Origin of the sequence: Streptomyces sp. NBC_00654 (genome assembly GCF_026341775.1) — a bacterium.
Classification (GTDB): Bacteria; Actinomycetota; Actinomycetes; order Streptomycetales; family Streptomycetaceae; genus Streptomyces.
Window position 1 is genome coordinate 2,023,610 of the sequence record NZ_JAPEOB010000002.1, and the last position, 21,947, is coordinate 2,045,556.

Consider the following 21,947-nt stretch of genomic DNA (forward strand, 5'->3'; position numbering starts at 1 on the left):
CCTTCGAGTCTGCCCGACCGTGAAGGGGTTAACGTCCGGAACTCGATCATCGGCGTGGCGGATCCGGAAAACGGCCGACTGCGGATACTGCTACGCACGGCAATGATCCAACATGCGGCCTTTGCGGTGCTATGTGAGTCTGACAGCGGTCCTGGCCCACAGGATTCCCCACAGGAGGCATTCACCATGGCCAAGCACAAGAACCGCAAGCAGGGCAGCCAGCAGGATCGCGCGTCCGCATCGGAGCGCGGCGAGGAGCAGGCGAAGTCCACGGCCTTCGAGTCGCAGAACCAGCCCCAGTCCCAGGCCCAGGGCAGCCCCTCCGATGTCGCGCGCAAGCATCAGCGGCGCTTCGGCCACAACTGACCGGTCATCTCCGGTCCGGTTCCGGGCCCGTAGACCGGGAGGGGCGCCCCGCAGCCGCGGGGCGCCCCTCCCGTCGGTGGGTGGCGTCGGTCAGCCGGCCAGGCAGGACGGGCCGAGCAGCACCTTCAGATCGCCGAAGAGCGCCGGGTCGGGCTTCACCCGGTGCCGGTCGAGCCGGAGCACCGTGGTCTTGCGGGGGCCCTGGAGCCTGATCCGTACCTCGGTGTCGCCCCGGTGGCTGCTCAGGACCTCGCCGAGCCTGCTGACCATGGGCGGGGTGATCTTCACCGTGGGGATGGTGAGGACGACCGGGGCGTTGGTCCCGGCGTTGGAGATGTCGGGGACCTGCATCTCCATGGCGACCAGGCGCGGCACGTCCTCGCGCTTGTCCAGGCGGCCCTTGACGAAGACGACGGTGTCCTCGACGAGCTGGGTGGAGACCAGCTGGTAGGTGGCCGGGAAGAACATGCACTCGATGGAGCCCGCGAGGTCCTCCACGGTGGCGATGGCCCAGGCGTTGCCCTGCTTGGTCATCTTGCGCTGGAGGCCGGAGATGATGCCGCCGACGGTCACGATGGCACCGTCGCCGTGCTCGCCGCCGGTCAGCTGGGAGATCGACGCGTCGGCCTTGTCGGACAGGACGTGCTCCAGACCGAAGAGCGGGTGGTCGGAGACGTACAGTCCGAGCATTTCCCGTTCCTGCGCGAGCAGGTAGGACTTCTCCCACTCGATGTCGGAGAACTCCACGTCCAGCCCGAAGCCCGGCTCGTCGCTCTCCTCCTCGCCCATGCCGCCGAAGAGGTCGAACTGTCCCTCGGCCTCCTTGCGCTTGACCTGCACCACGTTGTCGATCATCGGCTCGTGGTGGGCGACGAGGCCCTTGCGGGTGTGGCCCATCTCGTCGAAGGCACCGGCCTTGATGAGGGACTCGACCGTGCGCTTGTTGCAGACGACCGCTTCGACCTTGTCGAGGAAGTCGGGGAAGGTGCTGTACTTCCCCTTCGCCTTGCGGCTGCGGATGATCGAGTCGACGACGTTCTGACCGACGTTGCGCACGGCGGTCAGGCCGAAGAGGATCACGTCGTCACCCTGGGCGGCGAAGTTGGACAACGACTCGTTGACGTTGGGCGGCAGCACCTTGATGCCCATGCGGCGGCACTCGTTGAGGTAGACCGCGGACTTGTCCTTGTCGTCCTTGACCGAGGTCAGCAGGGCCGCCATGTATTCGGCGGGGTAGTTCGCCTTGAGGTACGCGGTCCAGTAGGTGACCAGGCCGTACGCGGAGGAGTGCGCCTTGTTGAACGCGTATCCGGCGAACGGCACCAGGACGTCCCACAGCGCCTTGATCGCCGCGTCGGAGAAGCCCTTCTCCTTGGCGCCCGCCTCGAAGAGGACGAAGTTCTTCGCCAGCTCGTCGGGCTTCTTCTTGCCCATCACGCGGCGCAGGATGTCGGCCTCGCCGAGCGAGTACCCGGCGACGATCTGGGCGGCCTTCTGCACCTGCTCCTGGTAGACGATCAGGCCGTAGGTGAGGCCGAGGACCTCCTTGAGAGGCTCCTCCAGCTCCGGGTGGATCGGGGTGATCTCCTGGCGGGCGTTCTTGCGCTCCGCGTAGTTCGTGTGGGAGTTCATTCCCATCGGGCCCGGCCGGTAGAGGGCCGAGACGGCGGAAATGTCCTCGAAGTTGTCGGGCTGCATCTGGCGCAGCAGGGAGCGCATCGGACCGCCGTCGAACTGGAAGACGCCGAGCGTGTCGCCGCGGCAGAGCAGCTCGTACGTCTTGGGGTCGTCCAGCGGCAGGGAGAGCATCTCCAGGTCGATGCCCTTGTTGGACTTCACCATCTTGATGGCGTCGTCCATGATCGTCAGGTTGCGCAGGCCCAGGAAGTCCATCTTCAGCAGGCCGAGCGACTCGCACTGCGGGTAGTCCCACTGCGTGATGGTGACGCCGTCGGTGTGCCGAACCCAGACGGGGGCGTGGTCGACGATGGGTTCGCTGGACATGATGACGCCCGCGGCGTGCACGCCCATCTGCCGCACCAGGCCCTCGACGCCCTTCGCGGTGTCGATGACCTTCCGTACGTCCGGCTCGTTCTCGTACATCCCCCGGATCTCGCCCGCCTCGCTGTAGCGCGGGTGCTTGGGGTCGGTGATGCCGTTGAGGTCGATGCCCTTGCCCAGGACGTCGGCGGGCATCGCCTTGGTGAGCCGGTCGCCCATGGCGTACGGGTAGCCCAGCACCCGGGCGGAGTCCTTGATGGCGTTCTTGGCCTTGATCTTGCCGTACGTACCGATCATGGCGACCTTGTCGGCGCCGTACTTCTCGGTCACGTACCTGATCACCTCGACGCGCCGGCGCTCGTCGAAGTCGATGTCGACATCGGGCATGGAGACACGCTCGGGGTTCAGGAACCGCTCGAAGATCAGCCCGTGCTCGATCGGGTCGAGGTCGGTGATGCCCATCGCGTACGCCACGATCGAACCGGCGGCACTGCCTCGTCCGGGACCGACCGCGATGCCGTTGTTCTTGGCCCACATGATGAAGTCGGCGACGACCAGGAAGTACCCCGGGAACCCCATCTGGATGATGATGTCCATCTCGTACTCGACCTGCTTCTGCCGGTCGTCGGGGACCCCGCCCGGGAAGCGGCGCTGCATGCCGACCCGGACCTCTTCCTGGAACCAGGTGATCTCGGTGAAGCCGTCCGGGATGTCGAACTTCGGCATGAGGTTCTTCGCCTCGAACATGCCACTGGTGTCGATCTGCTCCGCGACCAGCAGGGTGTTGGCGCAGCCCTCCTGCCAGGCGTCGGAGGAGTCGACGCCGTACATCTCCTCCGTCGTCTTGAGGTAGTAGCCGGTGCCGTCGAAGCGGAAGCGGTCCGGGTCGGAGAGGTTCTTGCCGGTCTGGATGCACAGCAGGGCGTCGTGCGCCGTGGCCTCGCTCGCGTAGGTGTAGTGCGAGTCGTTCGTCACCAGCGGCGGGATGTCCAGCTTTTTGCCGATTTCGAGGAGCCCGTCGCGGACACGGCGCTCGATCTCGATGCCGTGGTCCATCAGCTCCAGGAAGTACTTGCCCTCGCCGAAGATGTCCTTGTAGTCGGAGGCCGCCTGGACCGCCTCGTCGAACTGTCCGAGCCGCAGCCGGGTCTGCACCTCGCCCGAGGGGCACCCGGTGGACGCGATCAGGCCCTCGGACCACTTGGCGATGGTCTCCTTGTCCATCCGCGGCCACTTCTGCAGCCAGCCCTCGGCGTACGCGTCCGAGGAGAGCCGGAAGAGGTTGTGGAGGCCGGTCTTGTTCGACGCCCAGATCGTCTTGTGGGTGTAGCCACCGGATCCGGACACATCGTCGCGCTTCTGGTGCGGCTGTCCCCACTGCACCTTGCGCTTGTGCTTGCGCGACTCCGGGGCGACGTACGCCTCGATGCCGATGATCGGCGTCACACCCGCCTTGGCGGCGGAGTGGAAGAAGTCGTACGCCCCGTGCAGGTTGCCGTGGTCCGTCATCGCGATGTGGGACATGCCCATCTCGTTGCACGCCTCGAACATGTCCTTGAGCCGCGCGGCACCGTCCAGGAGCGAGTACTGCGTGTGGACGTGAAGGTGCGTGAAGGGCGGCTTGGTCACGGCGTCGGGCCTCCGGGAGAACTGGGGATGACGGACAGGGGGGACAGCGGGGAAGTCTACGTCTTGGAGGTGACGGACGAAGGGCACTCCCGGGTACGGTCGCGCGTTGTAGAGGCTGAGGAACGTGTCCTATTTGTCATGTCCTCAGTCACGTCATGGGGCACGTCCCACGTCATGCACGTCCGGTACCAGGAGGCACCAAGAAATGTCGGAAACGCAGACCGGCGCAGCGCAGCGCGGGGAGCAGATCCTCGCCGTTTTCGACACCGCTTTCGGTGAGCTGCTGGCCGCAGATCCCGCGGCCTTCCGGGTCAAGTTCCGCAAGATGGCGGGCTCGGCCTTCGCCTTCTACCGCGGCACGGCGTGCCTGTTCTACGGCGATGTGGAGCGGGAGCGGCACGGCGGGGAGTATCTGGACGAGCGCACCGGACGGGTGTGGATCCACGGCGATCTGCACGCGGAGAACTTCGGCACGTACATGGACGCCAACGGCCGGCTGATCTTCAATGTGAACGACTTCGACGAGGCGTACGTGGGCCCGTTCACCTGGGACCTCAAGCGCTTCGCCGCCTCCGTCGCCCTGATCGGCTACGCGAAGGCGCTGGGCGACGGCCAGATCGGCGAGCTGGTGCGGATCTACGCCGCCGCCTACCGGGAGCGGATCCACGCCCTGGCGACCGGCGCGAAGAACGACGAGCTGCCGCCGTTCACGCTGGACACCGCCCAGGGTCCGCTGCTGGACGCGCTGCGCGACGCCCGCTCCCTGACCCGGTTCTCGCTGCTGGACTCGATGACGGAGATACGGGACTTCGAGCGCCGGTTCGCCGCCGGCGGCGGGGCGATCGACCTGGACGCGGCGACCCGCTACAAGGTGCTGTCCGCGTTCGACGGCTATCTGGAGACACTGCCGGAGTCGAGCCTCACCCGCCCCGACTCGTACCGGGTGAAGGACGTGGTGGGCCGGCGGGGCATCGGCATAGGCTCGGCCGGGCTGCCGTCGTACAACATCCTCCTGGAGGGCAACAGCGACGCCCTGGAGAACGATGTGGTGATCTATCTCAAGCAGGCGCAGACCCCGGCGGTCTCCCGGCACATCACGGACGCCGGCGTGCGGGACTACTTCCAGCACGAGGGGCACCGAACCGTGATCTCGCAGCGCGCGCTGCAGGCCCACGCCGACCCGTGGCTCGGCTGGACCGAGCTGGACGGCGCGGGCCAGCTGGTCGCGGAGGTGTCGCCGTACGCCGTCGACCTGGACTGGTCCGACATCGACGAGCCGGAGGAGATCGCGGCCGTCGTCGCCGATCTCGGCCGGGCGACGGCGACGATGCACTCGGCGGCGGACGACGAGAGCGGGCACTCGCTGGTGCCGTTCTCCACGGAGCGGGCGATCGACGCGGCCATCGCGGCCGACGAGGAGGGCTTCGCGGAGCTGCTGGTCGACTTCGCCCACAGCTACGGGGCCCGTGCCCGCGCCGACCACCAGATCTTCGTGGACCTCTTCCGCAACGGCCGCATTCCCGGTCTGTAGGGCGGTCCCGGGCCTCCGGGTCCCGCGGGTCCGGGCCTTTTAGGGGTCGTTTACAGGTACACATGACACACTCTCCGGCGATGGACATCTCAGGGACGCAGCTCAGGGTGGTGCGCGCGGCGCTTTTCACAGCGCTCGTCGTCACCCTGTCCACTGCTTCCCATGTGCTGCTCTCCCAGGTCCCGCTCCCGCTGACCGTGGTCGCGATGCTGGCCTGCGTCGTCTTCGCGACGGCGTACGCGCTGGCGGGCCGGGAGCGCGGCTTCGGGGCGATCGCGGGCCTGCTCGTCCCGCTGGAGCTGGCCGCCGACACGGTCTTCACCACGGGGCAGCATCTCTGTTACGGGGCGGCCGGCGGCCCGATCGCGGGGCCGCTGCGGTCCGTGGGCGTCGATGTGCTGTGCGGCGGGAGCGGCGGCGCGCATCTGGCGGGTGTCGGCACGGTGGGCACCCCGCTGGCCGGGGTGACCGGGGCCGGTGACCGGGCCGCCGCGCTGCTGGCGCAGCCGGGGCCCGCGGTGCCGTGGCTGCTGCTCGCCGCCCATGTGACCGTCGGGCTGCTCGCCGCGGCCTGGCTGAGGCGCGGGGAGTCCGCCCTCGCGGGGCTGCTGCGCGCGGTGGCCGCCCTGGCGTTCCGCCCGCTGCTGACCGCGGTCGCCGTGGTGAGCCACTCCCGCCGCCGGACGGCCCGCGCCCCCCGCCCGGCCGGCCGCCCGCACCCGCTCTGCCCGGCCCGTCTGCTGGGGCACTCCGTGGGGCGAAGGGGTCCGCCGCTGACGGCCCGTGCCGCGCTCTGAGCACGCGGCACGCCGGGCCCCGGAACAGCGGGCCCCGGCCGTACAGCACACCCCCACACGCAGCTTTCACATATCCACGGAGAACGATCATGAGCAAGCGCAACACCCAGGCCAACAAGGCAGCGGCCCGCGAGCGGCTGCGCGCCGAGCGCGAGCGCCAGGCGAAGAAGGACAAGGCCCGCAAGCAGATCGTCGTCGGTGTCTCGGTCGTCGCCGCGCTGGCGGTCATCGGCGGCATCAGCTACGGCGTGATGCAGCTGAACAAGCCGGACGCCTGGACGGCCGCCGCGGACGCGAAGAACGTGACCGCCCCGAAGAACACCTCGGGCAAGGACGGCACGACCGTGGTCATCGGCAAGTCGACCGCCAAGAAGACCCTTGAGCTGTACGAGGACTCGCGCTGCCCGATCTGCGGCACGTTCGAGCAGGCGCTCGGCGAGACCGTCGAGAAGGACGTCGAGGCGGGCAAGTACAAGATCAAGTACGTCGGTGCGACCTTCATCGACAACACCGACAGCGGAGAGGGCTCCAAGAACGCCCTCAGCGCGCTGGGCGCGGCCCTCGATGTGAGCCCCGAGGCGTTCCTGGACTACAAGGCCGCGCTCTACTCCGCGAAGTACCACCCGGAGGAGAGCGACGACAAGTTCGCCAAGGACAGCTTCCTGATCGAGGTGGCGGACTCCGTGGACGCGCTGAAGGGCAACAAGGAGTTCCAGAAGGCCGTCGAGGACGGCACGTACGACGCGTGGGCGATGAAGATGTCCAAGGCGTTCGACAAGAGCGGGGTGACGGGCACGCCGTCGCTGAGGATGGACGGCAAGCCGGTCACCGCCGAGGGCAGCGAGAACGCCCCCATGACGGTGCCCGACTTCAACGCCGCGGTCGACAAGGCGCTGAAGGCGTAACGTCCGCCCGTCCGCTCACGGCCGTACGGCGCGGCGGGGTCCCGCACCGGAAGGTGCGGGACCCCGCCGCGGGTCTTCCGGCCCGGTCACAGCGTGGCGAGGAACCCCAGGGCGACCTTCCAGGTCTGCTCGGCGGCCCGCTCGTCGTAGTCGTGCAGCTCCGGGTCGGTGAACAGGTGTCCGGCGCCCGGGTAGCGGTAGACCTCCACATCGGCGCCGGTCCGCCGCATCTGGAGGTACCAGCTGTTGAGCCAGTCGGGCGACTCGAACGGGTCGGGGTCGGCGACGTGCAGCTGTACGGGCAGTTCGTCCACCGAGGCGTTCTCCGCGATGTCCGACGTGCCGTGCAGGAGCAGCAGTCCGCGTGCCTTCTCGTCGCCGAGGGCGAGGGTCTGCGCGGTGGCGGCGCCGAAGGAGAAGCCCGCGTACACCAGGCCCTGGTCGGAGTAGGGCGCCGCGGCCAGCACGGCACGCCTGAGCAGCTCGTCCTTGCCCACCTGCTCCTTGAAGGCCATGCCCTCCTCCACCGTGTCGAAGGTGTGCCCCTCGAACAGATCGGGCACCCGCACCTCATGGCCGGCGGCCCGGAGCCGGTCGGCCGCGGCGTGCACGGCGGGCCGCAGCCCGTAGGTCGAGTGGAAAAGCATGATGTTCATGACGCCCATGGTGCCAGCGAGCCCGGCCCGCGCCGAACGACAGGGCCCCAGGACCTGCCGGACGGCGCCGGGCCCTGCCGCCCTGGCCTCCTGCCGCTCCGCCCCGGCGCGCCCCCTTGCCGCTCCCCCTTTTCGCCGCCTCAGCGCAGGCTGCGTACGTCCAGGTAGCGCAGCACCCGGTCGACCACCTCGGGGTCGGCGCCCGGCTCGCTGCGCGCGGAGAGCACCGCGTGGCGGGCGGCCGACATCATCTCCCGCTGGATGCGGCTGACCGCCCGGAACCGTTCCGCCCGCTGCGCGTACGCCTCGCGCCGCTCGTCGTCGACCATGTCGGGGCTGATCCGGGCCCCGATGTCGTAGGCCGCGCGCTGGAGCCGCTCCACGACGTCCTCCGGGAAGTCCTCGACCTCCTGGATCTCCTTGAGCCGGTGCTTGGCCGCCTTGGCGGCCCGGATCGCGAGCTCCCGTTCCAGGGCCTGTTCGGCGTCGGTGTCGGCACGCACCCCGAGCTTGCGCACCAGCCACGGCAGGGTGAGCCCCTGGAGGACGAGGGTCGCCATGATGACGGCGAACGCGATGAAGATGATCTCGTCGCGGCCGGGGAACGGCTTCCCGTCGTCCGTCTCCAGCGGGATCGCCAGCGCCAGCGCGACCGAGGCCACCCCGCGCATCCCGGCCCACCACATGACGACGGTCTCCCGTCGGCTGGTGGGGATCTCCTCGCTCACATCGCGCCGGGTGTGCAGCCGTTTGGCCAGCCAGGCCGCGGGGAGCAGCCACAGCAGCCGTACGCCCACGACGACCACGACGATCGCCAGGCCCCAGCCCACCATCCGCAGTTCGCGCCCGTCGGCTGTGCCGAAGACACTGTGGAGTTCGAGGCCGATCAGCCCGAAGGCGACCCCGGTGACGAGCGTGTCGACGATCTCCCAGAAGGTGCGTCCGGTGAGACGTCCGAGGACATCGTCGGCGTCCGCGGTGCGCTCGGCGAGGAAGAGCGCGGTGGTGAGGACGGCCAGCACACCCGACCCCATGAGTTCCTCGGCGAGGACGTAACTCACGAACGGTACGAGCAGGGAGAGGCCGACCTGAAGGGTGGCGTCACCCAGGACGTTCATCAGTCTGATGGTGAGCCAGCCCAGCGCCAGTCCGACCGCCACCGCGACGGCGGCGGACAGGATCAGCAGGCCGAACGCCTCGGGCAGCGAGAAGGTCCCGCTCACGGCGGCGGCGATCGCCACGTGGTAGAGCACGATCGCGGTCACGTCGTTGAACAGCCCCTCGCCCTCCAGGATCGAGACGAGCCGGCGCGGCAGTCCGACCGAGCCCGCGACAGCGGTCGCGGCGACCGGGTCGGGCGGGGCGACGAGCGCACCGAGGGCGACCGCGGCGGCGATGGGCAGCCCGGGGACGATCGCGTTGGCGACCGCGGCGACGGCCGCCGTGGTGACGAAGACCAGTGCCACGGCCAGCAGGAAGATCGGCCGTCTGTTGGCCGCGAACTGCCGCCAGGAGGTGCGCTGCACGGAGGCGTAGAGCAGCGGCGGCAGCAGCGCGGGGAGGATGATCTCCGGCGGGACGTCGACATTCGGTACGAAGCTGGTGAACGCCATCGCGACCCCGGCGAGCGTCATCAGCACCGGCGCCGGGAGGCCCAGACGCTCCCCGAGGGGCACCGTGACCACGGCTCCCAGCAGAAGCAGGAGCAGCAGTGCCATTTGGTCCACGATGTGCCTTCCGGGCGGGCGGGGTCAGGCCGTGCGATCGGCCGATAGGGGCTTCCACCCTGCCACGCAATCCCTGCAATTCAGACAACACCCCCACCCGGCAGCCCCCTTGGCACCTCGGTCCTCCGAGGTATCGGCCGCCGTCGCCCCGCTTCCGCCGACCCGAGGGGCGCCGTCAGAGCGGGCGGCGCATGGCCCGGTGGGCGATGCCCGCGTCCGGGAAATCGGGGCCGTACGCCACATAGCCGAGCCGCTCGTAGAAACCGAGGGCGTGGGTCTGGGCGTGCAGGTCGACGGCGGCCAGTCCCAGGGCGCGCGCCTCGTCCTCGATGGCGCGCACCAGTGCGGCGCCGACGCCGAGGCCGCGTTTCTCCCGGGTCACCGCGAGCCTGCCGAGCGAGCCGGCCGTGAGGTCGCCGCCCGTCCGGTCCGCCACCGCGGGACCATGCAGCAGCCGCCCCGTGCCGAGCGCCGAGCCGTCCGCCGCGAGCGCCAGGACATGCGCCGCGTCCGCGTCGTGCGCGTCGTACTCGATCTCCTCGGGCACCCGCTGCTCACCGACGAAGACGTCCTTGCGGATCTGGAAGCAGGCCGCGAGATCGCTGTCGTCGAGGGCCCTGCGGGTGGTGTACGGGGCGGGCCCGACGGTCATTCGCTCTCCGCCGCGATCTTGTCGAGGGCCTGCTGGAGGTCGTCCGGGTAGCTGCTGGCGAACTCCACCCAGCTGCCGTCGGAGGGGTGCTCGAAGCCGAGGCGCACGGCGTGCAGCCACTGCCGGGTCAGCCCCAGCCGCTTGGCCAGGGTCGGGTCGGCGCCGTAGGTGAGGTCGCCGACGCACGGGTGGCGGTGGGCCGACATGTGCACCCGGATCTGGTGCGTGCGGCCCGTCTCCAGCTTGATGTCGAGGAGGCTCGCGGCCCGGTAGGCCTCGATCAGGTCGTAGTGCGTGACCGACGGCTTGCCCTCGGCCGTGACCGCCCACTTGTAGTCGTGGTTGGGGTGCCGGCCGATGGGGGCGTCGATGGTGCCGCTCATCGGGTCCGGGTGGCCCTGGACGAGCGCGTGGTACTTCTTCTCGACGACCCGGTCGCGGAACTGTGCCTTGAGCAGGGTGTAGGCCCGCTCCGACTTGGCGACGACCATCAGCCCGGAGGTGCCGACGTCCAGGCGGTGCACGATGCCCTGGCGCTCGGCGGCACCGGACGTGGAGATCCGGTACCCGGCGGCCGCGAGCCCGCCGATGACGGTGGTCCCGGTCCAGCCGGGGCTCGGGTGGGCCGCGACGCCGACCGGCTTCACGATGACGACGATGTCGTCGTCGTCGTGCACGATCTCCATGCCCTCGACGGGCTCGGCGACGATCTGGACCGGAGCGGCCGCCTGCGGCATCTCCACCTCCAGCCAGGCGCCACCGTGCACCCGCTCGGACTTCCCGGCCACCGAACCGTCCACCTGGACCTTCCCGGCAGCGGCCAGCTCTGCGGCCTTGGTGCGGGAGAAACCGAACATCCGGGAGATGGCGGCGTCGACACGCTCGCCTTCCAGGCCATCGGGTACGGGCAGGGTGCGGATCTCGGGATGCGTACTCACCTGTCGAGTATGCCTTGCGCCCGCTAGTCCTTGTGCACGGTGCCGTCGGGGTCCAGGCCCTTGAAGGAAAGGATCACGATCAGGATTCCGCCGCAGACGATCGCGGAGTCGGCGAGGTTGAAGACAGCGAAGTGCGCGGGGGCGATGAAGTCCACCACCGCGCCCTCGAACACGCCGGGCGCGCGGAAGATGCGGTCGGTGAGATTTCCGAGCGCACCGCCGAGCAGCAGCCCCAGCGCGATGGCCCACGGCAGGCTGTAGAGCTTGCGGGCCAGCCGGGCGATGACCACGATCACCCCGGTGGCGATCACGGTGAAGATCACCGTGAAGGCCTCGCCGATCCCGAACGCGGCACCCGCGTTGCGGATCGCGCTGAGCTTCAGCCAGTCGCCGAAGATCTCGATGGGCTCCTGGTGCTCCAGCTTGGCGACCACGAGCATCTTGCTGCTCAGGTCGAGCAGATAGGCGACCACGGCCACGACGAAGAGCGCGAGGATCCTCCGGTGGCCCTTGCCCCCGGCCGCCGCCCCGCCCGCTTCCGTGCTCCCGGTCTCGCCCGCGTCCGGGCCCTTGGCCCCGGCCTCGGCGGTCTGCGGGGTCTCGTCCCCGGCCACCCCCTCGGCATCAGGGATATCCGGCGTACCGATGATGCGCTCCGCCTCTGCCACGTGAGTCCCTCAACCTAGGTGCCTGACTGAGGACGAGGGTACGACACACCCGGGCCCTTTCGTCCGGGTCGGGCCGGGCCGACGGGGGTCCGGCACCCGCGGCCGCGGTCCGGTCCGGACGAAAGGGCCGCCCGGACCGGACAAAAGCCGCCGCCGGGCCGGTGGCAGGCACCGCGGGGCCGGAGGGGCGCCCCGGGGATCAGCCGCGCCGCTCCTGCTTCTGTTTGTCCTCCACACACAGCGTGGCCCGGGGGAAGGCCTGCATCCGTGCCTTGCCGATCGGCTTGCCGCAGATCTCGCAGAGTCCGTAGGTCCCCGCCTCCAGCCGGGCCAGGGCACGCTCGGTCTGCTCCAGCATCTCCTGCGCGTTGGCGGCCAGCGACAGCTCGTGCTCGCGGGTGATGTTCTTCGTACCGGTGTCCGCCTCGTCGTCCCCGGCACCGTCACCGGAGTCCCGCATCAGTCCGGCGAGGGCGGCACCCGAAGCCTCCAGCTCGCTCCGCAGCCGCAGAACCTCACCGGTCAGGACCGTGCGCGCCTCGGCGACCTCCTCCGGCGTCCAGGGGTCCTCCCCGGGCCGTACCGCCAGCTCTCCGGGCGCTGTCGCAGCGGCCGCGCGGGCCTGCGGCACCGCGGCCGCGGCCTTCCCGGCAGCTGTGGTCCGACCCGCGCTCTTCTTGGCTACCACCGTGTGGGCTCCCGTCTGCTCGGCGGCCTGGGCCGCCCCCGTGGCCGCCGCTGCGGCCTTCTTCGAAGCCTTCTCGACCGCGCTCTTCCTCGCCGGCGCCTTCTTGGCCGCCGTCTTCCTGGCCGCCGTCTTCTTCACCGGCGCCTTCTCGACCGCCGTCTTCCTGGCGGCGGTCCTCTTCGCCGGTGCCTTCTTCACCACCGTCTTCCTGGCGGCGGCCTTCTTCGCCGCCGTCCCGGCCGGTGGCTCTCCGTCGGCCTCTGTGCCGGCCACGGTCTCTTTCGCCGTCTTCTTCGCCACCATGGCCGCGGCCCCTTCACATATTGTGATCTTGCACGCGAATCGTGCTGGGACGATAAATCGACCCCAGCTCCGCGGCAACGGGGCACGCCGCCGTCACGCCCCTCCCCGTACCCGGGTCGTGGCGCGCCTGCCTCCGTTGTGCCCAGCTCCCCGCCCGGTAATCCGCTCCCGCCCCCGGCCGGGAAGTCCGTCCGCTCCCCTGTGGCCATTCGGGTCACGCCCGCGCCGCGGGGTAAACCGGTCGGCCGTCACCCGTACGGGCCCGTACACTGGCCTCAGCGAGAGGCGTGGATGGGACGAGTAGCGTCGTACGCGGCCATGAGCGACCCGGGGACGGTGGAAGCCCGGGGGCGAGCGCGTCGTGAAGATCACCCGGAGCCGTCGGAAGAACGCCGCAAGGCCAGTAGACCCGGCATCGCGACCCCAATGAGGGGGCCAAGGGCGCACGCCCGGGGCCAAGGAGGGTGGTACCGCGGGAGCGACATGCTCTCGTCCCTCCGACGGAAGTGGAAAACGTCCGCCGGAGGAAGCCGCACATGACATCGCCGCAGTACCGCCAGGTGCCCGCCCAGGTCGACCTGCCCGCGCTCGAGCACGCCGTGCTCGACTTCTGGCGCGACAGCAAGGTCTTCGCCAAGAGCCTCGAACAGTCCGAGGGCCGCCCGGAGTGGGTCTTCTACGAAGGCCCGCCCACCGCCAACGGCATGCCCGGCGCGCACCACATCGAGGCCCGCGTCTTCAAGGACGTCTTCCCCCGCTTCCGCACCATGCAGGGCTACCACGTCGGCCGCAAGGCCGGCTGGGACTGCCACGGCCTGCCGGTCGAGCTCGCGGTCGAGAAGGAGCTGGGCTTCAACGGCAAGAAGGACATCGAGGCGTTCGGCATCGCCGAGTTCAACGCCAAGTGCCGCGAGTCCGTCACCCGGCACACCGACGCCTTCACCGAGCTGACCACCCGCATGGGCTACTGGGTCGACCTGGACGACGCGTACCGCACGATGGACCCGGAGTACGTCGACTCCGTGTGGTGGTCGCTGAAGGAGATCTTCAACAAGGACCTGCTGGTCCAGGACCACCGGGTGGCCCCCTGGTGCCCGCGCTGCGGCACCGGGCTCTCCGACCACGAGCTGGCACAGGGCTACGAGACGGTCGTCGACCCCTCGGTCTTCGTACGCTTCCCGCTGACCAGCGGCCCGCTGGCCGGCGAGGCCGCGCTCCTGATCTGGACGACCACCCCCTGGACCCTGGTCTCCAACACCGCCGTCGCCGCACACCCCGAGGTCACCTACGTCGTCGCGACGAACGGCGAGGAGAAGCTCGTCGTCGCGCGGCCGCTGCTGGAGAAGGCGCTCGGCGAGGGCTGGGAGACCACCGGCGAGAGCTTCACCGGCCGTGAGATGGAGCGCTGGACCTACGAGCGCCCGTTCACGCTGGTCGACTTCCCGAGCGTCGGGGGAAGCGACGGATCCACCCCGGCCGCGGCCCACTACGTCGTGAACGCCGAATACGTCACGACCGAGGACGGTACGGGTCTGGTCCACCAGTCCCCCGCCTTCGGCGCCGACGACCTCGCCGTCTGCCGCGCCTACGGCCTCCCGGTCGTCAACCCGGTCCGTCCCGACGGAACCTTCGAGGAAGGGCTGCCGCTGATCGGCGGGGTCTTCTTCAAGAAGGCCGACGAGGCGCTCACCGAGGACCTGGCCGCCCGCGGCAAGCTCTTCCGCCACGTCCCGTACGAGCACAGCTACCCGCACTGCTGGCGCTGCCACACCGCGCTGCTCTACTACGCGCAGCCGTCCTGGTACATCCGCACGACCGCGATCAAGAACCGGCTCCTCGAAGAGAACGAGAAGACCAACTGGTTCCCCGACTCGGTCAAGAACGGTCGCTTCGGCGACTGGCTGAACAACAACGTCGACTGGGCACTGTCCCGCAACCGCTACTGGGGCACGCCGCTGCCCATCTGGCGCTGCGAGGACAACCACCTCACCTGCGTCGGCTCGCGCGCCGAGCTCGGTGAGCTGACCGGTACCGACCAGTCGGAGCTGGACCCGCACCGTCCGTTCATCGACGAGATCACGTTCACCTGCTCGCAGGAGAACTGCCAGTTGGAGGCGTACCGCGTCCCCGAGGTCATCGACGCCTGGTACGACTCGGGTTCGATGCCGTTCGCGCAGTGGGGCTACCCGTACAAGAACAAGGAGATCTTCGAGAGCCGCTACCCGGCGCAGTTCATCTCGGAGGCCATCGACCAGACCCGCGGCTGGTTCTACACCCTGATGGCCGTCGGCACCCTGGTGTTCGACAAGTCGTCGTACGAGAACGTGGTGTGCCTCGGCCACATCCTCGCCGAGGACGGACGGAAGATGTCCAAGCACCTGGGCAACATCCTCCAGCCCATCCCGCTGATGGACCAGCACGGTGCCGACGCGGTGCGCTGGTTCATGGCGGCGGGCGGCTCCCCGTGGGCGGCTCGGCGCGTGGGTCACGGCACCATCCAGGAGGTCGTCCGCAAGACCCTCCTGACCTACTGGAACACGGTCGCCTTCCAGGCCCTGTACGCCCGTACGTCCAACTGGGCGCCGTCCGCGGCCGACCCGGCACCCGCGGACCGCACGGTCCTGGACCGCTGGCTCCTCAGCGAGCTCAACGCACTGGTGGACCAGGTCACGCAGGCGCTGGAGGGTTACGACACCCAGCGCGCCGGAAAGCTGCTCTCCGCCTTCGTGGACGACCTGTCCAACTGGTACGTACGCCGCTCGCGCCGCCGCTTCTGGCAGGGCGACAAGGCTGCGCTGCGCACGCTGCACGAGGCCATCGAGACGGTGACCCGGCTGCTGGCCCCGCTGACCCCGTTCATCACCGAGCGGGTCTGGCAGGACCTGGTGGTCCCCGTCGCCCCGGAGGCCCCGGAGTCGGTCCACCTCTCCACCTGGCCGAAGGCGGACCTGACGGCGATCGACCCCGCGCTGTCCACGCAGATGGCGCTGGTGCGCCGCCTGGTGGAGCTGGGCCGGGCCACGCGGGCCGAGTCGGGCGTCAAGACGCGCCAGCCGCTGTCCCGTGCCCTGGTGGGCGCGGCCGGCTTCGAGTCCCTCTCCCCCGAGCTCCACGCCCAGATCACCGAGGAGCTGAACGTCTCCTCGCTGGCCTCGCTCTCGGACGTCGGCGGCTCGCTCGTCGACACGACGGCGAAAGCCAACTTCCGTGCCCTGGGCAAGCGGTTCGGCAAGGGCGTCCAGGCGGTGGCCAAGGCCGTCGCCGACGCGGACGCGGCCGCGCTCTCCCTGGCTCTGCGCCAGGGTACGGCGTCGGTCGAGGTGGACGGCGAGACGGTCTCCCTCTCCCCCGACGAGGTAATCATCACCGAAACGCCGCGCGAGGGCTGGTCGGTGGCCTCCGACTCGGGCGCGACGGTCGCCCTGGACCTGGAGATCACCCCGGAACTGCGGCGTGCCGGTCTGGCCCGTGACGCGATCCGCCTGATCCAGGAGGCCCGCAAGAACAGCGGCCTGGACGTGGCGGACCGGATCGCGGTGCGCTGGACGTCCACCTCCCCCGCGACGGTGGAGGCCCTGACCGAGCACGCGCCGCTGATCCAGGACGAGGTGCTGGCCCTGGACTACGCGCAGGCCGAGGCGGACGAGACGTACGGCGCCCCGTTCGAGGACGAGGGCCTGGCCCTCACCTTCCGCCTGCGCCGCACGGAGCGCTGACCCGGAGCCCACCCGCTGCGCAGGACGGCCCGACCGGAGAGTTTCCGGTCGGGCCGTCCGCTTTCCCGGAGCCCGGGGCGGCACTCCGGGTACCACCCCGCCGCCGCCTCCTCGCCCACCGCCCACGGCAAAGGGCCGGGCCCCGGGAGGAATCCCGGGGCCCGGCCCTTTGTCTGCCGACGGCTACGCGCTCAGCGAGCGCGAACCGGTCAGTTGTCGTCCTCGTCGATCAGGAACCCGCGCATCGGCGAGGGTGCCTGCTGCATCGGCTGCGGCGCCTGCGGCCGCACCGGTGCCATCGGCTGCGTCATCGCGGGCGACATCTGCTGCTGGCCACCGTACGAAGGCGCACCGCCCATGGACGCGTTGGCGCCCATCTGCTGGCTGTTGTGACCGCCGTGGCTGCCACCGCCCATGCTGTGGCCCATGGCACCCGCGCCGGCCGGAGCCAGCGAGGGCGACGGCGGCAGCGAAGCGGTCGCCGGGGTCCGCGGCGGAGCCAGCGAGTCGTCGGCCTGGGTCTCCAGCTGACGCAGCTGGCTCTCCAGGTAGGACTTCAGACGGGTCCGGTACTCGCGCTCGAAGCCACGCAGGTCCTCGACCTTGCGCTCCAGCGTCGCGCGGGCCGACTCCAGGGAGCCCATCGCCACGCGGTGCTTCTCCTGCGCGTCCCGCTCCAGCGCGTCGGCCTTGGCACGCGCGTCGCGCTCCAGGCCCTCGGCACGGCTGCGCGCCTCGCCGACGATCTTGTTGGCCTCGGAACGGGCCTCCGCGATCGCCTGGTCGGCGGTCTGCTGTGCGAGCGAGAGGACACGGGCGGCACTGTCGCCGCCGGGGCCCTGACCGGGCTGCTGCATCTGCGGCGGCTGCTGCATCTGCTGCATCTGCTGCTGCGGGGCGTGACCGCCCATGGGGCCGCCCATCGGGCCACCCATGGGACCGCCCTGCATCGGTCCGGGGCCGTGCGGGCCCTGCGGACCGGGACCGTGGCCACCCTGGGGGCCATGGCCACTGGGACCTGCGGGCAACTGCGGCGCGCCACCGGGCAGCTGGGGCGGACCCATCTGCGGCTGCTGCTGCTGCACCGGCGGTCCGGATATGGCGGCGGGAACGGGCGCACCCGGGCGGTCCTGCGGCTCCGGCTTGCGCATGCCCTGCTGCTGCTGGTTCTGCGCGGCGGCTCGCGTCGCGGCAGCCAGCTTGGCGCGCAGGTCCTCGTTCTCGCGGAGCAGACGGGTCAGCTCCGATTCGACCTCGTCGAGGAAGGCATCGACCTCGTCCTCGTCATAGCCTTCTCGGAGGCGGACGGTCGTGAACTGCTTGTTCCGCACGTCCTCGGGGGTCAGCGGCATCTCTTCTTCACCTCTACGTAGTCGTCGGCAGTCGGCAAGACCGTATCGCTCACAACCTGACCACAACTCTGATCAGGACGTAGACGATGATCATCAGAACGAAGAAGGACAGGTCGAGTGCCACGCCCCCGAGACGCAGCGGCGGAATGAACCGCCGCAGAAGCTTGAGCGGTGGATCGGTGACAGTGTAGGTGGCCTCGAGAACGACCACCATCGCCTTGCCGGGCTGCCATGAACGTGCGAACTGGAAGACGTAGTCCATGACCAGCCGGAAGATCAGCACGATGAGGAAACACATCAGCGCGATATAGACCACATCCAGTGCGACGCCCATTCCCGCGCTTCCCTCTCCCCTGGCTCTCGTAGCTCCGGCCTCGCGGCCGGCACCGGCCTCTCGGCCGGGTTGTTCCCGGTGTCGTGTTCTCAGCTCTGGTTGAAGAATCCGCCCTCTGCGATACGGGCCTTGTCCTCCGCCGTGACATCGACGTTAGCAGGCGACAACAGGAACACCTTCTGCGTCACACGCTCAATGCTGCCATGGAGACCGAAGACAAGTCCTGCGGCAAAGTCGACAAGTCGCTTTGCGTCCGTGTCGTCCATCTCCGTGAGATTCATGATCACCGGAGTGCCCTCACGGAAGTGTTCCCCGATGGTACGGGCCTCGTTGTAGGTCCGGGGGTGGAGCGTGGTGATGCGGTACGGCTCCCGCTCGGACACGACCTTGGGCATGATCACGGGTGCGTTCTTCTCCATGTTCGGACGTTCAGGTGTGATGGATGCCACGGGGGCGATTCGGGCGGGTCGTCCGCTTTCCGCAGGGAGCTGAACCGGCTCGCGCTGCGCGGGCGGTTGCACGACTCGTACCGGTTCGTCCCGTTCGCGCTCGCGCTCCACCTGATGCGCGGGCTGGTGCCGCCGCCGGTCCCGCTCGGGCTCCGGCTCGGGTTCGAATTCATCGTCGGGGTCGAACCCCGGACCGTCGTACCCATCGTCCTCCACGAGGCCGAGGTAGACCGCCATCTTGCGCATCGCGCCGGCCATGCTCTGAGTCCTCCGCTCTGTGGTGGATCGGCATTCGTCACCAAGTGCCCGCGATCCACTGTGGTCTGCCCACTGCGAGTGGGAATGACCATATTTTCTGCTGTGGTCCGACCTGCTTCGCGACGTTACCCGAGCCGGGGTCGGACTCCGAGTACCGCCGTACCGACGCGTACATGTGTCGCTCCGGCCGCTACGGCGTCCTCAAGGTCCGCACTCATCCCCGCGGAGACCATGTTCGCAGCCGGGCGGCCGGAGCGCAGGCGGGATGCGATTTCCATCAGCCGGTCGAACGCCGCCCGTTGCCGCCCGGCGTACGGACCGGCCAGCGGCGCGACCGTCATCAGGCCGTCGAGCCGGAGCCCCGGCGCCGCGTCCACCGCGGCGGCCAACTCCTCGATCGCGTCCGGCGCGACACCGCCGCGCTCACCGCGCTCGCCACTGTCCGCGTCCAGGGCGACCTGGACGAGACAGCCCAGTTCACGCTCGCCGCGCACCGCCGCCGCGGAGAGCGCGGTGACCAGCTTGACGCGGTCCACCGACTGCACGACATCGGCATAACTCGCCACAGAACGAACCTTGTTCGTCTGCAATTGTCCGACAAAGTGCCATGTCAGTGACAGATCCGCACATGCGGCGGCTTTCGGTGCCGCGTCCTGGTCGCGATTCTCCGCGACATGGCGCACACCGAGTTCGTGCAAGATCCGCACATCGCTCGCTGGATAAGTCTTCGTGACCACAATCAGGGTCACTTCTTCCCTTTTACGACCGACTGTTGCACAAGCGGAAGCAATACGTTCCTCCACCTGTGCCAGATTTTCGGCGAGTTGAGTCCTACGGTCCGTCATGCCCTATCAGTCCAACCAGACATATCCGGCGAGCCGCCCTGTCGTGCGGTCGCGGCGGTAGGAGAAATGGTCGCCCGATTCCAGGGTGCAGAACGGCGAGCGGTGCCGGTCACCGACGCCGAGGGCGTCGAGCTGCGCGTGCACTCCGGCGGTGACGTCCACGGCCGGCGTTCCCCAGCTCGTCTCGGACCAGGAGGCGGGAACGGTCCGCGCGACGTCCGCCCGCATCGGCTCCGGGACTTCGTAGCACCGCCCGCAGACGGCCGGGCCGGTGTGCGCGACGATCCGGGAGGGTTCGGCGCCGAGGCCGGTCATGGCCTCGACCGCGGCCGGTACGACTCCGGCGACCAGTCCGGGCCGTCCCGCGTGCGCCGCCGCGACGACTCCGGCGACCGGGTCGGCCAGCAGTACGGGCGTGCAGTCCGCGGTGAGCACGGCGAGCGGGACTCCGCGCCGGGCGGTCACCACCGCGTCCACGGCCGGAATGTCCCGGGCCTCGCCCCAGGGTCCGTCGACCACGGCCACGTCCCGCCCGTGCACCTGGTTCATCCAGACGACCCGCGCCGGATCGAGACCGAGGTGGCGGGCGGCGCGCCCGCGGTTCGCGCGCACGGCGGCGGGGTCGTCTCCGACCGCGCCGCCGAGATTGAGCTGCTCATACGGAGCGGCGCTCACCCCGCCCCACCTGTCGGTGAAGGCGAAGTGCGCGCCGCCCGTCGAGTCCACCGCGTGAAACGCGGGGACTCCGTGATGCCGACCTATCACTTCAAGAAGTCCGGTACATCCAGCTCTTCGGCCTGGGTGTCCTGGTAGGGACGGGCCGGCGGGACGTGCGGCGGCGAGACCGGCGGAAGCGGGCTCTCGTTCACCACCGGAGCGGATTCGGCCGGGGCCTTGGGCTCCTCGCGCAGAGGCACCGAGCCCAGCCCGCCGCTCTGGCGGGCGGGTTCGGCGGCCCGTACCGGCGCGGCCGGCTCCTCACGCTTGCCGGCGCCCGCGCCCAGGACGTTCTCACGACGGGCCGGCGGCTGTCCGCCGTCGAAGCCCGCGGCGATCACGGTGACCCGTACCTCGTCACCCAGGGCGTCGTCGATGACGGCGCCGAAGATGATGTTCGCCTCGGGGTGTGCCGCCTCGCTCACCAGCTGGGCGGCCTCGTTGATCTCGAAGAGACCGAGGTCGCTGCCGCCGGAGATGGAGAGCAGGACACCGCGGGCGCCGTCGATGGACGCCTCCAGGAGCGGCGAGGAGATCGCCATCTCCGCGGCGGCCACCGCGCGGTCGTCCCCGCGGGCCGAGCCGATCCCCATGAGCGCCGATCCGGCCTCGGACATGACCGACTTGACGTCGGCGAAGTCGAGGTTGATCAGACCCGGGGTGGTGATGAGGTCGGTGATGCCCTGGACACCCGAGAGCAGTACCTGGTCGGCCGACTTGAACGCGTCGAGCACGCTGACCTGGCGGTCCGAGATGGACAGCAGTCGGTCATTGGGAATGACGATGAGGGTGTCGACCTCTTCGCGGAGTTCGGCGATGCCGTCCTCCGCCTGGTTCGCGCGGCGCCGGCCCTCGAAGGTGAACGGGCGGGTGACCACGCCGATCGTCAGGGCGCCGAGCGAGCGCGCGATGTTGGCGACGACGGGTGCGCCGCCGGTGCCGGTGCCGCCGCCTTCTCCGGCGGTGACGAAGACCATGTCGGCCCCCTTGAGGACCTCCTCGATCTCCTCACGGTGGTCCTCTGCCGCCTTGCGACCGACGGCCGGGTTCGCCCCGGCGCCGAGGCCGCGGGTGAGTTCACGGCCGACGTCGAGCTTGACGTCGGCGTCGCTCATCAACAGGGCTTGCGCATCAGTGTTGATCGCGATGAACTCGACGCCCTTGAGGCCGACCTCGATCATTCGGTTGATGGCATTGACACCACCGCCGCCGACACCGATGACCTTGATGACTGCGAGGTAGTTCTGCGGTGCTGCCACGTCGAAGGCCTCTCGCCTCGAGTTACGTGTCGTCGCTTCACGGGTTTCCCGTGGCGACGACGGATGCCGATTGGGACGGTCCGGACGCCGACCCAAACCCTAACGTTGAAGTTTAGGGTTACCAGTGTGTCTGCTTCTTGGACTCTTCCGAACAGG

Annotated in this window: 18 protein-coding genes; 5 read left to right on the top strand and 13 right to left on the bottom strand. The window is 69.6% G+C overall.

Annotated features, from left to right (window positions below):
• The first annotated feature begins 186 nt into the window (after positions 1-186).
• Positions 187-366 (top strand): hypothetical protein, encoded by a 180-nt coding sequence (locus tag OHA98_RS29280; RefSeq protein ID WP_266929851.1) that lies wholly within the window; start codon positions 187-189, stop codon positions 364-366.
• A 90-nt stretch (positions 367-456) separates the two neighbouring features.
• Here OHA98_RS29280 and dnaE read toward each other — a convergent pair whose 3' ends face one another.
• Entirely contained in the window at positions 457-3,996 is a 3,540-nt protein-coding gene (gene dnaE, locus OHA98_RS29285) for a DNA polymerase III subunit alpha (RefSeq protein WP_266929852.1), read from the bottom strand.
• 205 nt (positions 3,997-4,201) lie between these two features.
• On the opposite strand from dnaE, the gene OHA98_RS29290 reads away from it, so the two are divergent.
• The 3 genes from OHA98_RS29290 (at position 4,202) to OHA98_RS29300 (ending at position 7,229) form a co-directional block, all read left to right on the top strand.
• A complete protein-coding gene (locus tag OHA98_RS29290) occupies positions 4,202-5,527 on the top strand; it encodes a DUF2252 domain-containing protein (protein ID WP_266929853.1) in 1,326 nt (441 codons plus the stop codon).
• Positions 5,528-5,607: 80 nt separating this feature from the next.
• Positions 5,608-6,324: a hypothetical protein gene (locus tag OHA98_RS29295; protein WP_266929854.1), complete on the top strand. Its 717-nt coding sequence runs from the start codon at positions 5,608-5,610 to the stop codon at positions 6,322-6,324.
• A gap of 89 nt (positions 6,325-6,413) precedes the next feature.
• Positions 6,414-7,229, top strand: coding sequence for a DsbA family protein (locus OHA98_RS29300; RefSeq protein ID WP_266929855.1), 816 nt, complete (start codon positions 6,414-6,416; stop codon positions 7,227-7,229).
• A gap of 86 nt (positions 7,230-7,315) precedes the next feature.
• Here OHA98_RS29300 and OHA98_RS29305 read toward each other — a convergent pair whose 3' ends face one another.
• The 6 genes from OHA98_RS29305 to OHA98_RS29330 all read right to left on the bottom strand — a co-directional run bounded on the left by OHA98_RS29305 (position 7,316) and on the right by OHA98_RS29330 (position 12,861).
• Positions 7,316-7,894 (bottom strand): dienelactone hydrolase family protein, encoded by a 579-nt coding sequence (locus OHA98_RS29305; protein WP_266929856.1) that lies wholly within the window; start codon positions 7,892-7,894, stop codon positions 7,316-7,318.
• Between the two features lie 131 nt (positions 7,895-8,025).
• Positions 8,026-9,612: a Na+/H+ antiporter gene (locus OHA98_RS29310; RefSeq protein ID WP_266929858.1), complete on the bottom strand. Its 1,587-nt coding sequence runs from the start codon at positions 9,610-9,612 to the stop codon at positions 8,026-8,028.
• Between the two features lie 175 nt (positions 9,613-9,787).
• Positions 9,788-10,264 carry a GNAT family N-acetyltransferase gene (locus OHA98_RS29315; RefSeq protein ID WP_266929859.1) on the bottom strand — a complete coding sequence of 159 codons (477 nt, stop codon included), beginning with the start codon at positions 10,262-10,264 and terminating at the stop codon, positions 9,788-9,790.
• Positions 10,261-11,202, bottom strand: a complete 942-nt coding sequence (locus tag OHA98_RS29320) for an RluA family pseudouridine synthase (protein WP_266929860.1) — start codon at positions 11,200-11,202, stop codon at positions 10,261-10,263. Before OHA98_RS29320 ends, OHA98_RS29315 begins: the two co-directional genes overlap by 4 nt.
• Positions 11,203-11,225: 23 nt before the next feature.
• A complete protein-coding gene (gene lspA / locus OHA98_RS29325; RefSeq protein WP_266929862.1) occupies positions 11,226-11,870 on the bottom strand; it encodes a signal peptidase II in 645 nt (214 codons plus the stop codon).
• Between the two features lie 199 nt (positions 11,871-12,069).
• Positions 12,070-12,861: a TraR/DksA C4-type zinc finger protein gene (locus OHA98_RS29330; RefSeq protein ID WP_266929864.1), complete on the bottom strand. Its 792-nt coding sequence runs from the start codon at positions 12,859-12,861 to the stop codon at positions 12,070-12,072.
• 536 nt (positions 12,862-13,397) lie between these two features.
• Between OHA98_RS29330 and ileS the strand changes: the two genes are divergently transcribed.
• A complete protein-coding gene (gene ileS / locus OHA98_RS29335; protein ID WP_266929865.1) occupies positions 13,398-16,577 on the top strand; it encodes an isoleucine--tRNA ligase in 3,180 nt (1,059 codons plus the stop codon).
• A 209-nt stretch (positions 16,578-16,786) separates the two neighbouring features.
• Here ileS and OHA98_RS29340 read toward each other — a convergent pair whose 3' ends face one another.
• From OHA98_RS29340 to ftsZ, 6 genes are all read right to left on the bottom strand, one after another.
• Positions 16,787-17,929, bottom strand: a complete 1,143-nt coding sequence (locus OHA98_RS29340) for a DivIVA domain-containing protein (RefSeq protein ID WP_266929867.1) — start codon at positions 17,927-17,929, stop codon at positions 16,787-16,789.
• Between the two features lie 49 nt (positions 17,930-17,978).
• Positions 17,979-18,263, bottom strand: a complete 285-nt coding sequence (locus OHA98_RS29345) for a YggT family protein (RefSeq protein WP_266929869.1) — start codon at positions 18,261-18,263, stop codon at positions 17,979-17,981.
• A gap of 89 nt (positions 18,264-18,352) precedes the next feature.
• Positions 18,353-18,970, bottom strand: a complete 618-nt coding sequence (locus OHA98_RS29350; RefSeq protein ID WP_266929870.1) for a cell division protein SepF — start codon at positions 18,968-18,970, stop codon at positions 18,353-18,355.
• A 125-nt stretch (positions 18,971-19,095) separates the two neighbouring features.
• Complete coding sequence (locus tag OHA98_RS29355) at positions 19,096-19,815, bottom strand: YggS family pyridoxal phosphate-dependent enzyme (RefSeq protein WP_266929871.1); 720 nt, start codon at positions 19,813-19,815, stop codon at positions 19,096-19,098.
• 6 nt (positions 19,816-19,821) lie between these two features.
• Entirely contained in the window at positions 19,822-20,541 is a 720-nt protein-coding gene (gene pgeF / locus OHA98_RS29360) for a peptidoglycan editing factor PgeF (RefSeq protein ID WP_266929873.1), read from the bottom strand.
• A gap of 35 nt (positions 20,542-20,576) precedes the next feature.
• Positions 20,577-21,791, bottom strand: a complete 1,215-nt coding sequence (gene ftsZ, locus OHA98_RS29365) for a cell division protein FtsZ (protein WP_266929875.1) — start codon at positions 21,789-21,791, stop codon at positions 20,577-20,579.
• Positions 21,792-21,947 lie beyond the last annotated feature (156 nt).